The 12,623-nt window shown below is 73.1% G+C and carries 11 protein-coding genes and 1 tRNA gene; 4 read left to right on the top strand and 8 right to left on the bottom strand.

From position 1 onward, the window contains the following. The first annotated feature begins 151 nt into the window (after window positions 1-151). The gene (locus AB0M28_RS00675) at window positions 152-3,895 is read left to right on the top strand and encodes a PAS domain-containing protein (RefSeq protein ID WP_365395387.1); all 3,744 of its coding nucleotides are present in this window, start codon (window positions 152-154) and stop codon (window positions 3,893-3,895) included. 119 nt (window positions 3,896-4,014) lie between these two features. On the opposite strand, the gene AB0M28_RS00670 is transcribed toward AB0M28_RS00675, so the two are convergent. From AB0M28_RS00670 to AB0M28_RS00655, 4 genes are all read right to left on the bottom strand, one after another. Beyond that, a tRNA-Ser gene (locus AB0M28_RS00670) sits at window positions 4,015-4,101 on the bottom strand. 10 nt (window positions 4,102-4,111) lie between these two features. Next, window positions 4,112-4,675: a tRNA adenosine(34) deaminase TadA gene (gene tadA / locus AB0M28_RS00665; RefSeq protein ID WP_365395650.1), complete on the bottom strand. Its 564-nt coding sequence runs from the start codon at window positions 4,673-4,675 to the stop codon at window positions 4,112-4,114. Then, entirely contained in the window at window positions 4,672-5,229 is a 558-nt protein-coding gene (locus AB0M28_RS00660; protein WP_365395384.1) for a hypothetical protein, read from the bottom strand. The genes tadA and AB0M28_RS00660 overlap by 4 nt, the downstream gene beginning before the upstream one ends. A 234-nt stretch (window positions 5,230-5,463) precedes the next feature. Beyond that, a complete protein-coding gene (locus tag AB0M28_RS00655; protein ID WP_365395381.1) occupies window positions 5,464-5,658 on the bottom strand; it encodes a hypothetical protein in 195 nt (64 codons plus the stop codon). A gap of 209 nt (window positions 5,659-5,867) precedes the next feature. Here AB0M28_RS00655 and upp point away from each other — a divergent pair, with 209 nt between their 5' ends. Next, window positions 5,868-6,503, top strand: coding sequence for a uracil phosphoribosyltransferase (upp, locus tag AB0M28_RS00650; RefSeq protein ID WP_365395378.1), 636 nt, complete (start codon window positions 5,868-5,870; stop codon window positions 6,501-6,503). 37 nt (window positions 6,504-6,540) lie between these two features. Here the strand turns inward: upp and AB0M28_RS00645 are convergent, their stop codons facing one another. Together AB0M28_RS00645 and AB0M28_RS00640 are read right to left on the bottom strand one after the other, a co-directional pair. Beyond that, window positions 6,541-7,203 (bottom strand): LytR C-terminal domain-containing protein, encoded by a 663-nt coding sequence (locus tag AB0M28_RS00645; RefSeq protein ID WP_365395375.1) that lies wholly within the window; start codon window positions 7,201-7,203, stop codon window positions 6,541-6,543. 88 nt (window positions 7,204-7,291) lie between these two features. After that, the gene (locus AB0M28_RS00640) at window positions 7,292-7,588 is read right to left on the bottom strand and encodes a type II toxin-antitoxin system VapB family antitoxin (protein WP_323378157.1); all 297 of its coding nucleotides are present in this window, start codon (window positions 7,586-7,588) and stop codon (window positions 7,292-7,294) included. Between the two features lie 279 nt (window positions 7,589-7,867). On the opposite strand from AB0M28_RS00640, the gene AB0M28_RS00635 reads away from it, so the two are divergent. After that, entirely contained in the window at window positions 7,868-9,433 is a 1,566-nt protein-coding gene (locus AB0M28_RS00635; protein ID WP_365395370.1) for a helicase HerA-like domain-containing protein, read from the top strand. A gap of 56 nt (window positions 9,434-9,489) precedes the next feature. On the opposite strand, the gene AB0M28_RS00630 is transcribed toward AB0M28_RS00635, so the two are convergent. Both AB0M28_RS00630 and AB0M28_RS00625 read right to left on the bottom strand, forming a co-directional pair. Further along, on the bottom strand, window positions 9,490-11,031 hold the full coding sequence (locus tag AB0M28_RS00630; RefSeq protein ID WP_365395367.1) for a M28 family metallopeptidase: 1,542 nt from the start codon (window positions 11,029-11,031) through the stop codon (window positions 9,490-9,492). A gap of 172 nt (window positions 11,032-11,203) precedes the next feature. Next, window positions 11,204-11,815 carry an HhH-GPD-type base excision DNA repair protein gene (locus AB0M28_RS00625; protein WP_365395364.1) on the bottom strand — a complete coding sequence of 204 codons (612 nt, stop codon included), beginning with the start codon at window positions 11,813-11,815 and terminating at the stop codon, window positions 11,204-11,206. A gap of 165 nt (window positions 11,816-11,980) precedes the next feature. Between AB0M28_RS00625 and AB0M28_RS00620 the strand changes: the two genes are divergently transcribed. Next, window positions 11,981-12,532, top strand: a complete 552-nt coding sequence (locus AB0M28_RS00620) for a histidine phosphatase family protein (protein WP_365395361.1) — start codon at window positions 11,981-11,983, stop codon at window positions 12,530-12,532. Window positions 12,533-12,623 lie beyond the last annotated feature (91 nt).

Here is a 12,623-nt window from a genome sequence, read left to right as displayed (position 1 = left end):
CCGCGCGCGCCTGCCGGGCGAGTGACGATTGTCATCCGCCGTCCCGCCCGCAACCCATGGCCGTAGAATCCTCTCCAGACACGGCACGGGGCCGCGGGCGGGTTGAGCGCGCGGGTGTCGGTGGGATGCGGTCACAAGGAGGAAGTTCGTCGTGAGCAGCCGGCCATCCCGAGGCGCTGCTCGCCTCGCAGCCATACTCGACGCCCTCCCCGACGCGCTGCTGCTCGTGAACACGAACGGCACCGTGGTCGCCGCGAACCCGGTCGCGCTCGAGACCTTCGAGACCCCGGGTACGGCGCTGGTGGGGCGGGGGCTTCTCGATCTGCTGCCCGATTTCGACCCGAAGCGCATCCCCGGTTCGATGCGCCGTCCCGAGACCGAGGGCGAGGGCCGCACCCCGCCGACCCGGATGACCGCCCGCCGCACCGACGGCGAGACCTTCATGGCGGAGGTCACCAGCAAGAACCTCGAGGACGGCGAGTCCCCGTACGCCGGCGAGCAGCACTACACCGGTGACGAGTTGCTGATGCTCGTCGTCCGCGACCTCACCGGCACCCTTGACACCGAGGCCGAGCTCGCCCGCCAGCGCCGGCAGACGGAGATGATCCTGCGCGCGGCGGCCGAGGGCGTCATAGGCGTCGACACCGAGGGCCGCATCGTCCTGGTGAACCCGTCCGCCGCGCAGATCCTCGGCTACCGGGCCGGCGAGCTCGGCGGCCAGGAGCTGCACCCGCTGGTCCACCACTCCCGTACCGACGGCAGCGACCTGCCGTACGAGGAGACGCCGCTCGCCGACACCCTGCGCTCCGGCCGCAAGCACCGGGTGCGGGGCCAGGTGCTGTGGGCGAAGGACGGCAGGCCGGTGCCCGTCGACATGACGAGCGCCCCCGTGCGCGACGGCGACCAGCTGGTCGGCGCGGTGCTCGCCTTCACCGACCGGCGGGCGCTGGACGCGCTGGCCGCCCGCGAGGCGCAGCTGCGCGCCGTACTCGACGAGGGGCTGCGCGGCCCGCTGGAGCAGCTGCGCGCCGAACTCGGGGCGCTGGCCGCGGACTCCGCCGGCCAGCTGTGGCCCGAGGCCAATCAGGTGCTGCACCATCTGGCCGCCGGCTACGGCCGGATGACCACCCTGATCGAGAGCGTGCTCGGCTACCAGCTCGTCGACGCGGGCAAGAAGAAGCTGAAGCTCGGCGACGTCTCGCTGGACGGCGTCGTCAACGACGCCATGGAGCGCGCGGTCGAGCTGATCGGCCCCGGACGCGCCCAGTTCGTCGTCCACGCGCCCGCCATCGCCGTACGGGTCGACGAGGACCGGCTGGCGCAGGCCCTCGCCCATCTGGTCGCGGACGTCGCCGGCGTGGACGCCACCGGCCGCGCCCCGGTGACGGGCGGGACGGGCGACTCGACGATCGTGGTCGCCGCCGCCCAGCGCGGTGATGTCGTACGCATCGAGGTGCGCGGCCCCTTCAGCGGCGGCAACCCGGTGCACGAGCCGCTGGCGCGGGGGATCGTACGGCTGCACGGCGGCGTCCTGCAGACGCACGACATGCCGGGGGTCGGCGGCAGCGGTTACGTCGTGGAGGTGCCGGTCGGCGGGGTGACCGGGCCGGTGGCGCCGCCGCGGCAGCGGGACCGGGGCGGTGAGACGACCGTGATGCCGGAGCCCGCGCAGCATCAGCGGGGGGCGGCTTCCTCGTCTCCCTCTTCCTCTCTCCCTTCCTCTTCTTCTCCTTCTGTTCCTTCCGCTTCTTCCGTCTCCTCCGATACGCAGTCGGGTGGGCGGCGGCGTCGTACGGCGGTGCCCCAGGACGCGTCGGAGAGCGGCGAGGTGCTCATGCCGGCCGCCTCTTCGGACGGCGAAGCGCCGTCCGGTGGGCGGCGTCGGCGGGCGGCGGGTGAGTCGCACGAGGAGGCATCGGACCAGGCGGGGCGCGGACGCCGACGGCGGGCGGCCGCTTCGGCGGAGACACCGGCGGGCGGGACGCTCCTCGACGGGACGCCCGTACAGGAGGCGGAGGCCGCTCCGGCAACCCCGTTGCCGGGCCCTGCGGATGACGCCGGGACGCCCCCGCAGGGCGTGCCCGCCGGGACCCCGCCGCACGGTGTGCCCACCGGCACGCCGCCCCATGGCGTACCCGCCGGGACGCCCCCGCACGGAACGAGCAGCGGACGGCGTCGGCGGCCCGTGGGCACCGGTCCGGCGACCGTGGCGCAGCCGCAGGCCGCCGCCGCGACACCGCCGCCGCCCGCTGGACGCAGGCGGCGGGGCGAGGGCGGTCAGGCAGGGGAGCCGTCGGCCCCTGCGACGGCCACGGCGCTGGCCGACAACGGTCCCGAGGGCGACGACTGGTGGGCCGAGGACCCGGCGAACAGCGCGGCCGCGCTGGACCTGCAGGGCGGTTCCGCTCCCGCTCCCGCCGCCGCCCGTCCGGCCCCGAACCGGCGCACCCGCCGGGCGCTGTCGACGGACGTCGCCGAGCGGCGCGTACCGGAGCAGGCGACCGCGCCGGAGGACGACGAGCAGCCGGTCGCGCGTACGCCGATCGCGATGCCGGCCGCCGCGGAGGAGTCCGCGCGGCCGCAGCTCGCGGAGCCGTCCCGCACCTTCGCCATGGAGCCGGTGCCGCCCGCGCCCCCCGCGGAGCCGGAGCCTGAGGCGCAGGAAGAGGGCGAGGCGGAGCAGCCCGAGGCGGGTGCCCAACCGGACCCGCAGCCGCCCGTCCAGGCCGTACAGCCGGTCCAGGCCGTACAGCCCGTCCAGCCGGAGCCCGACACCGAAGAAGAGACCGACGCGACCGGCGCCCGCCGTTTCGCGCGGGCGGTGCCCCGCCCGACGCCGCCGCCGCTGCCGCAGGCGCACCCGGGCTCCATCAGCGTCCGCACGCTGGGGCACGGTGTGTCGTTCACCGACCAGATGTCGGGCCGTACGGAGGGCGCCGGCCGCCGCCGGCTGGGCACGCCCCCGCACGGCACCCCCGTACCGCAGGCCCGCCCGCATCCGCAGCAGCCGGACGAGCGCAGCCAGCGCAGGGACGCCATAGGGCGGGCGTTCTCCATCGAGACGACGGACAGCTCCCCGGTCGAGGGACCGGAGCCGCTCGACGCCCCGCACGGGGTGGTCGAGGTGGCGCCGGAGAACGGCGCGCCGCCCGTACCCCTGGACGACGAGCTGCCCCCGGAGCCGCTGGACAACCCGCGCCGCCTGCTGGTCTGGCCGGAGCCCGACGGGGCGACGGCCGAGGCGCTGACAGGCCGCGGCTACCGTCCGGTCGTCGTCCGCTCCCGCGAGGAAGTGGACGCGCAGATCGAGGCGTACCCGGCGGCGCTCTTCGTCGACCCGCTGACCGGTCCGATCACGCGTACGGCGCTGCAGTCGCTGCGTACGGCGGCGGTGGCCGCCTCCGTGCCCGTGCTGGTGACGGCGGGCCTGGGCCAGGCGACGCGGGAGGCGGCGTACGGGGCGGACCCGGCGGTGCTGCTGAAGGCGCTGGCCCCGCGGGACAGCGACCAGCACCCGCCGCGGGTGCTGCTGTTCGAGGAGAACCCGGACATCACGGCGGCCCTGTCGGCGGCCCTGGAGCGGCGCGGCATGCAGGTCGGCCACGCGGCCGAGGACGAGGCGGCGGTCGAGCTGGCGACCCAGATGCGGCCGAACCTGGTGGTGATGGACCTGATGCAGGTGCGCCGCCGCCGGGCGGGCCTGGTCGACTGGCTGAGCGCGAACGGCCTGCTGGCCCGTACGCCGATGGTGGTCTACACGTCGGTCGACATCGACCCGCACGAACTGCCCCGGCTGCGCTCCGGCGAGACGGTGCTGTTCCTGGCGGAGCGCTCCACGAGCGCGGAGGTCCAGGGCCGGATCGTGGACCTGCTGTCGAAGATCGGCACCAACTGAGCACGTTGTGCCGTACGCCGATGGGCGCCCCGGTCCGCTGCGACCGGGGCGCCCATCGGCATACGGCACGGAGAACGACGAAGGGCCCGGCTCGTGTGAGCCGGGCCCTTCGCGAAGAGCGGTAGCGGAGGGATTTGAACCCTCGGTGGAGTTGCCCCCACACTCGCTTTCGAGGCGAGCTCCTTCGGCCGCTCGGACACGCTACCGCCGGAGAGCTTAGCTCACCTGGGGGGCAGAACCGAAATCGGGGGTCTGGGGGGAGGCCGGGGAGCGGAAGAACGTGCGCAGGAGTGTGGCCGACTCCGGGGCCAGGACGTCGCCGATCACCTCCGGGCGGTGGTTGAGGCGGCGGTCGCGCAGGACGTCCCAGAGGGAGCCCGCCGCGCCCGTCTTCTCCTCCACGGCGCCGTAGACCACCCGGTCCAGGCGCGCCAGGACCGCGGCGCCCGCGCACATCGTGCACGGTTCGAGTGTGACGACCAGGGTGCAGCCCGTCAGGCGCCAGCTGCCGAGCGCCGTCGCGGCGCGGCGGATCGCCAGGACCTCCGCGTGCGCGGTCGGGTCGGCGGTGGCCTCGCGGGCGTTGCGGCCGGCTGCCAGGACCGAGCCGTCGGGGCCCAGAACGACCGCTCCGACCGGCACGTCGCCGGTCTCGAGCGCCGCCCGGGCCTCGGCGAGGGCGAGCCGCATCGGCGCCGCCCAGGGGGCGCGTACCGGGTCCGCCGCGGTGTCGTGCGGCTCGGCGGACCCGGGTCCGCCCGCGGGGTCGGGGGGCGTCAGCGGACCGTCTCCAGTACGTCGGCCGCCCCGAGCGCCTCGGCGATCTCGCCCAGCGCGTCGTCGGTGAGGGCGAGCAGCTCCTTCTCGCTCACCCCCAGGTCGTCCAGCAGACCCGCGTCGCCGGCCGGACCCGCCGGTACGGCGGCCGCGGCGGCGTCCGTGGTCTCCTCGTCCTCCTCCTCGTCGTCGACCTCCGCGGGATCGTCGTCCTCGATGTCCAGTTCGACCAGATCGTCGAGGGCGGCGTCCTCGGCCGCGGCGGCCTCCGGGTCGCGGCCCAGCAGTTCGTCGGTGAGCAGCAGCTCCCCGTACGAGCTGCGGCTGGCGGCGGCGGCGTCCGAGACGAAGATGCGAGGGTCGTCCTCGCCGTCGACCCGGACGATGCCGAACCAGGCATCCTCCTGCTCGATGAAGACCAGCACCGTCTCGTCGTCGTCGGCCGCGGACTCCCGGGCCAGATCGGCCAGATCGGCCAGCGTCTCCACGTCATCGAGCTCTGTGTCGCTCGCTTCCCACCCGTCTTCGGTGCGCGCGAGCAGTGCGGCGAAGTACACCGTGACTCTCCCACTGGTCCTAGGTGTGCTGGGCCGGGCGGCTGGAAACGGGTTGTCTCGCTCCTCCGGGATCGCAACGCTGCAGCCCCCGGCAGGCCCGCCCACCTCCGCATCGTGGCAGAAAGTTCCCGCTCGCGCGGGGTCTTCGGCGTTGCGTCGTGAAGGAGAAAGGTTGCGAATCAGTAGCCGTGGCCTGGGGGATGCCTGTGGCGGGCGGGGCCGGACGGCTCCCGGTCACCAGCGGAACGTGCGCATCCGCATCTGGTGCCTCATCCGTTCCGCCCGGGCCCGGCGGGGCTGGACGCGTGCCCGCAGCTCCCGCGCCTCGTGCAGTTCGCGCAGGAACACCGCCCGCCGGCGCAGCCGCTCGCTGCGCGTCTCGGGGAGCGGGCGACCGCTTCGCAGATCGACGGACGGCACGGACGGCATGCGGGCACCGCCTTCACAACGGACACGGGTCCGGAAGGGCGCGGACCTACGGGTGGACACAAGCCTTCCCTCCACTGTCCCCCCGTACACGTGTCCGATGCCAGCGGGCGGCCGGGACCTCCCGTGCCGTCTGATGCCACCGCGGCGGACGGCGGTCCGCACCCGGTGCTGGGGAGCGCTCCCGCCCGTGCCTCGGCTACTGTCATGGCATGCGGATTCACGTCGTCGACCACCCTCTCGTCGCTCACAAGCTGACCACGCTGCGTGACGAGCGCACCGACTCCCCCACCTTCCGCCGGCTCGCCGACGAGCTGGTGACCCTGCTGGCGTACGAGGCCACCCGGGACGTGCGGACCGAGCAGGTCGACATCGTCACCCCGGTGACGGCGACCACCGGCGTGCGGCTGGCCCGTCCGCGTCCCCTCGTGGTGCCGATCCTGCGCGCCGGTCTCGGCATGCTGGAGGGGCTGGTACGGCTGCTGCCGACCGCCGAGGTGGGCTTCATGGGCATGATCCGCAACGAGGAGACCCTGGAGGCCAGTACGTACGCCACCCGCATGCCCGAGGACCTCTCCGGGCGGCAGGTGTACGTCGTGGACCCGATGCTCGCCACCGGCGGCACGCTCATCGCGGCGATCCAGGAGCTGATGAAGCGCGGCGCCGACGACGTGACCGCGATCTGCCTGCTGGCCGCCCCGGAGGGCGTGGAGGCCATGGAGCGGGCCCTGGCGGGCACGCCGGTCACCGTCGTCACGGCGGCGCTGGACGAGCGGCTCAACGAGCACGGCTACATCGTCCCGGGCCTCGGCGACGCGGGGGACCGGATGTACGGCGTGGTCGACTGACGTACCGCCGCCGACCGGCGGGGCGGTCGTCCAGTCCTCAGCAGCCCGACGGTTTCGGCGCCGGCTTCGCGAGCGCCGCCAGCGCCGCGTCCGCCGTCGACTTCGGGGCGAGCCTGGCGAAGGCGTCGCCCAGGATCAGGTCGATGACCTGTTCCTTCCGGTCGTCCGCCTTCACCTCGGCGGCCGGCAGCTGTACGGCGACGACCTTCAGGGCCGTCTGGAGCGCGCTCTGCGGGCCGAGGACCACGCCCGCGCCCTTGACCCGCTTGTCGTACGCGGGCGGCGCGTTGTCGACCTCGCCGATCTTGAAGCCGCGCTTCTTCAGCTCCGCGGCGGTCTGGTCCGCCAGCCCCGAACGGGTGGTGGCGTTGAGCACGTTGACGGTGATCGTCCTGGGCTCGGGCAGCGGCCGGGCGCTCTTGTCCCCCGCGGCGTCCGTCCCGCCCGCCTTCCCCGCGGCGGCGGTCGTACGGGCGGCCGGGCACACGGTCTTCTTCGCCGCCTGGTCGCCCCGTCCGTCCGTACCGCCGCCGAACGCGTCGACCAGCTGCACCGCGCCCACGCCGACGAGGGCGAGCAGGGCGACGGCGGCGGTCAGCAGCAGCACCGTGCGGCGGCGCCGGGTGCGGCGCATCCGGGGGTACTTGGTGCCCTTGATCCGGTACTCGCCGCCCATGCCGGGGGGCGTCAGCATGCTCATGGGGCGCAGCGTAGTGCGCCCTGACAGACATGCCTACTAAACGATCAAAGGGTTGGCGCGATGCCCCCCGAACGGGGCAACGGCGTGGTCAGTCCAGCTCAAGCACGCGTGCGTGCAGCACCTGGCGCTGCTGCAGCGCGGCGCGCACCGCCCGGTGCAGACCGTCCTCCAGATAGAGGTCGCCCCGCCACTTCACGACATGGGCGAAGAGGTCGCCGTAGAACGTGGAGTCCTCCGCGAGCAGCGTCTCGAGATCCAGCTGCTGTTTCGTGGTCACCAGCTGGTCCAGGCGGACCGGGCGCGGTGCCACGTCCGCCCACTGCCGGGTGCCCTCCCGGCCGTGGTCGGGGTACGGCCTCCCGTTTCCGATGCGCTTGAAGATCACACGGAAAGCCTACCGGGAGCGGGGCCCGGGGCGCAGCAGTGGTGCAGGGATGGGAAGGTGACGAAACGGGCGTAGTGGTCCGCGTTCCGGAATTCGGCGCCCGGTTCGCGGGGCGCCGCGGGGTGTCAGTGGAGGACGGTCATGACGCAGAACGCAGGGCCGGCACCGGATGCCGGGGACGGCGCCACCCCTTCGGGGGACGCGGCGCGGGTTGACGGGGCGCCGGTTGACGGGGCGCCGGTTGACGGGGCGCCGTCCGGCGCGGGTGCCCCAGTCGCTATGGCGGCCCCGGACGTGGACGCCCCCGCCGCCGAGATCGCCGCCGGTTACGCCTTCGACGGTCCGGCCCTCGACCTCGGCGCCCTGCTCTGGGACGGGCAGTGCCTGCCCGGCGTACAGATCCGCGTCCCGCTGTCCATGCTCAACCGGCACGGGCTGGTCGCGGGCGCCACCGGCACCGGCAAGACCAAGACCCTGCAGCTCCTCGCCGAGCAGCTCAGCGCCAACGGCGTCCCCGTCTTCCTCGCCGACGTCAAGGGCGACGTGTCGGGCGTCTCCCGCCCCGGCACCCCCGACCCGAACGTCGACAAGCGCGCCGCCGAGGTCGGCCAGAGCTGGGAGCCGCAGGACTTCCCGACCGAGTTCTACGCCCTCGGCGGACTCGGCCCCGGCATCCCCGTACGCGCCACGGTCACCGGTTTCGGCCCCACCCTGCTGGCCAAGGTCCTGGGACTCAACCAGACCCAGGAGCAGTCCCTGGGCCTGGTCTTCCACTACGCCGACACCAAGGGCCTGGAGCTCGTCGACCTGAAGGACCTGCGCGCCGTCATCGCGTACCTCACCTCCGAGCAGGGCAAGGCGGAGCTGAAGGAGATCGGCGGGATCTCCACGGCCACCGCAGGGGTGCTGCTGCGCACGCTCACCGCCTTCGAGGCGCAGGGCGCCGCGGTGTTCTTCGGGGAACCGGAGTTCGACACCAGCGAGTTCCTGCGTACGGCGGCCGACGGGCGCGGCGTGATGCACGTGCTGGAGCTGCCCGCCGTACAGGACAAGCCGGCGCTGTTCTCGACCTTCCTGATGTGGCTGCTGGCGCGGCTGTTCCAGGATCTGCCGGAGGTCGGCGACGTCGAGCAGCCGAAGCTGGTGTTCTTCTTCGACGAGGCGCATCTGCTGTTCAAGGACGCCTCGAAGGCGTTCCGCGAGTCGATCGTGCAGACGGTGCGGCTGATCCGGTCCAAGGGGATCGGCGTGTTCTTCGTGACGCAGACGCCGAAGGACGTGCCCGAGGACGTGCTCGCCCAGCTCGGCAACCGGGTGCAGCACGCGCTGCGCGCCCATACGCCGCTGGACCAGCGGGCGTTGAAGGCGGCGGTGAAGACGTTCCCCGTCTCGCCGTACGACCTGGAGGAGGTGCTCACCACGGTCGGCACCGGTGAGGCGGTGGTGTCCGTGCTGGGTGAGAAGGGCGCTCCGACGCCGGTGGCCGTGACGCGGCTGCGGGCGCCGCAGTCGCTCATGGACACCGTCGGGGACGCGGCGATCGACCAGGCGGCGCGGGAGTCGTCGCTGTACGCGCGGTACGCGGAGGCGGTCGACCGGGAGTCGGCGTACGAGAAGCTGGAGGCCGCCGAGCGGGCGGCGCAGGATGAGGCGGAGCGGGCGGAGGCGGAGGCCGCGGCGCAGAAGGCGGCCGAGAAGGCCGCGCGGGAGGCGAAGGCGGCGGCGCCGGACGGGCTGGTCGACCAGGTGGTGAGCAGCGGGATCTTCCGGTCCATCGCCCGGTCGATGGGCACCCAGATCGGGCGGGAGATCACCCGGACGCTGTTCGGTACGCGGAGGCGGTGAGGGCCCGGGCGAATCCGCCCGGGCCCTCACCCTGTCACCTTGTCACTGCCGTGCGGTTACTGCGTGACCTCGTGCTCGTCGTCGTGCAGCCCGCCGCCGCTGCCCGCCGTGCCGTTGGTGGGGACGAAGTCCACCGGCTCGGTGAGGGAGCTCAGGTCGTGGGCGTACAGGCCGGTGCTGTTGGCGATGACGTCGATGTTCGCGTCGAACGCGGTCATGTTGATGTTGGCGATCGTGTCGCACGCCTGGTGGTAGCAGTGGTCGTACGAGACGTCCGCCGTACCGCCGAACTTCTGCGCCTGGGCCGCCGTCTTCACGCCCTCCGCGCCGGTGAACGTGCCGCCCGACGGGATGCCGGCGATGTTGATGAACGGGCCGTAGTCCGAGCGGCCGGTGAAGTCCGTGCCCTCGTGCGGGTAGCCCTTGCCGTCCATGAAGTCCGTGATCGTCCGCTCCAGCTGCGCCGAGCCCTCCGGGCCGGCGCCCGCGCCGACGCCGTCGGAGTTGTCGCCGTCGTAGACGAACAGGCCGTAGTTCGGCGACGCGATCATGTCGAAGTTCAGATAGAGCTTGATCTTCGCGCGTTCCGCGGCCGAGGCATTGTTCACGTAGTACGTCGAGCCGACGAGGTTCAGCTCCTCGGCGGACCACCAGGCGAAGCGCACCTTGTTGCGGGGGCTCTTCTCGCTCTCGGCGAGCTTGCGGGCGACCTCGATCAGGCCGGCGGAGCCGGAGCCGTTGTCGTTGATGCCGGGGCCGGCGTTCACGGAGTCGAGGTGCGCGCCGAGCATGACGACGTTGTTGGGGTCGCCGCCCTTCGTCTCGGCGATCACGTTGTTGGTGACCGACCGTTCCACGGTCACCTGCAGGTCCAGGTTGACGGTGACGGTGCCCTGTGCGGCGGCCGCGGCCAGCGCCTCGCCGTCCGCCGTGCTGATGCCGCCGGTGGGCAGCTGGACGGCGGGGGCGTCGCCGAGGGTGCCGTTCAGCGGGCCGGGGGCGTTGTTGTAGATCAGGGCGCCGGCGGCGCCGGCCGCGGCGGCGTTGGCCTGCTTGATGAGGAAGGTGCAGCCGCCGCGCTTGATGAGCGCGATCTTCCCCGTGTAGTCGCCGTCCGCGAAGTCGTCGGGGTCGCAGCCGTGGCGACCGTCGTCCTCGAGCGGGTTGACGGTGATCGGGGCGGTCAGGCCGCCCGCGGGGGTGGACTTCGAGAAGGTCATCGCGAAGATGGGCACGCTGCGCGGGTCGGGCGAGACGACGGAGAGGGTCTCCTTCGTCGTCACCGAGGTGTAGAACTCGAAGGGCTGGTACGTGACGTCGTAACCGGCCTTCTTCAGCTGGCCGTAGACGTACGCGGCGGAGGCGTCGTGGCCCGGCGTGCCCGCGGCGCGGGTGCCGCCGTTGGCGTCGGCGATCTCCTGGAACTTCTGCAGGTGCTTGTACGCGTTCTTGGCCGTGGACTCGCTGACGAGCCTGGCGGCGAGCCGTCGGGCGTCCTTACCGGGGTCCGCGGCGGTAGCGGAGCCGGCACTGGCGACGAGCAGGGGCGTGGCCAGCGCGGCGACCGCCAGCGCGGCGGTGATTCTTCGAGAGCTCAACGGATGTCCTTCCGGGCAAAAGGGCAGCAGAACCTGTCCGGCGTGCGGGAGGGCCTGTCCGAGAAGCGAACAGTGAGGGGGAACCTAGCGACTCGTGCGGCTGTGCGGAAGGGTTCGGGTGGGTCACTTGTCGTGTTTCTGGACCCCGCCGGCCTACTTCGCCCCCGCTCGTCTACTTCGCTTCCTTGGCCGCCTTCGTTTCCTTCGCCTCCTTGGCCGCCCGCTTCGCCTCCTGTTTGAAGGCCCGCACCTTCGTCAGCGACTCCGGCCCCGTGATGTCGGCGACCGAGCGGAAGGACCCGCGGTCGCCGTACGCGCCGGCGGCCTCCCGCCAGCCGGGCGGCTGTACGCCGAGCTGCTTGCCCAGCAGGGCGAGGAAGATCTGCGCCTTCTGCTTGCCGAAACCGGGCAGGGCGGTGAGGTTCTTCAGCAGCTCCGCGCCCGTCTTCGCGTCCCGCCACACGCCTTCGGGGTCACCGCCGTAGTGCTCGACCAGGTACTGGCACAGCTGCTGGACCCGTTTGGCCATCGAGCCCGGATAGCGGTGCACGGCCGGCTTCTCCTGCAGCACCGCCGCGAACGCCTCGGGGTCCATGGCGGCGATCTCGTGCGCGTCGAGGTCGTCGGCGCCCATCCGGGCGGCGATCGTGTGGGGCCCGGAGAACGCCCACTCCATCGGGATCTGCTGGTCGAGGAGCATGCCCACGAGGGCGGCGAGCGGGCTGCGGCCGAGCAGCTCGTCCGCTTCGGGATTCTGGGCGAGATGGAGGTCGGTGCGCTTCATGGGGGCATCCTCCCGGACGGGGGTCCGGGTGCCCGGCAGGCCCCTTCGGCCCAGGCGTGTTGTCGGTGACGCTCCGTGTCGGACACCCGGGTGACCCGGCATGTTGTCCTGATCTAGGTCCACCCGGCCGCTGCGCATCCAGCCGTACGCCCGTAGCCTGAACGCATGGTCGACAAGGAGGCGTTGCCCCCGCCCCGAGCAGGGCGCCGGCGGCTCGTGGTGCTGAGGCATGCCAAGTCCGCCTGGCCCGAGGGCGTGCCCGACCCGCAGCGGCCCCTGGCCGACCGCGGCCGGCGGGACGCCCCCGCGGCGGGGAGGTGGCTGCGCGCGGCGGGATTCCGGCCCGACCTGGTGCTGGTATCGCCCGCCCGGCGGACCCGGCAGACCTGGAACCTCGTCGCGGACCAGCTCGACGAGCCGCCGGAGGCGGTCCTCGAGCCGCGGCTGTACCACGCGGAGGCCGAGGCGCTGCTGGAGGTCCTGCACGAGCTTCCGTCCGGGGCGGGCTCGGTGCTGCTCGTCGGCCACAACCCGGAGCTGCAGGAGCTGGTGCTGGGACTGGCCGGCAAGGGGGGCGGGAAGTCGCTCGCGCTGGCCCGGGAGAAGTTCCCGACGTCGGCGATCGCCGTGCTGGACTGGAAGGGCGGCTGGCGCGATCTGGCGTGGGGCGGGGCGCGGCTGCGGAGGATGGCGGTGCCGCGGGGGTTGCCGGGGTAGGTGGTCCTGTCCCGTGTCGGTTCTGCGGTGGTCGCGCGCCGATCCCGCGTCGGTTCGGCCCGTTTTCGTCGTCTCCCCGAATGATCCAACT

The sequence above is a fragment of the Streptomyces sp. NPDC051940 genome, assembly GCF_040680895.1.
GTDB lineage: Bacteria > Actinomycetota > Actinomycetes > Streptomycetales > Streptomycetaceae > Streptomyces.
This window is presented reverse-complemented; position numbering and strand designations above follow the sequence as displayed.

What these genes read in the sequence shown, in the direction of transcription:
- AB0M28_RS00655 (WP_365395381.1), bottom strand. Translation starts at nt 5,658, where the DNA reads ATGCCGTCCGTGCCGTCCGTCGATCTGCGAAGCGGTCGCCCGCTCCCC.
- upp (WP_365395378.1), top strand. Translation starts at nt 5,868, where the DNA reads ATGCGGATTCACGTCGTCGACCACCCTCTCGTCGCTCACAAGCTGACC.
- AB0M28_RS00645 (WP_365395375.1), bottom strand. Translation starts at nt 7,203, where the DNA reads ATGAGCATGCTGACGCCCCCCGGCATGGGCGGCGAGTACCGGATCAAG.
- AB0M28_RS00635 (WP_365395370.1), top strand. Translation starts at nt 7,868, where the DNA reads ATGGCGGCCCCGGACGTGGACGCCCCCGCCGCCGAGATCGCCGCCGGT.
- AB0M28_RS00625 (WP_365395364.1), bottom strand. Translation starts at nt 11,815, where the DNA reads ATGAAGCGCACCGACCTCCATCTCGCCCAGAATCCCGAAGCGGACGAG.
- AB0M28_RS00620 (WP_365395361.1), top strand. Translation starts at nt 11,981, where the DNA reads ATGGTCGACAAGGAGGCGTTGCCCCCGCCCCGAGCAGGGCGCCGGCGG.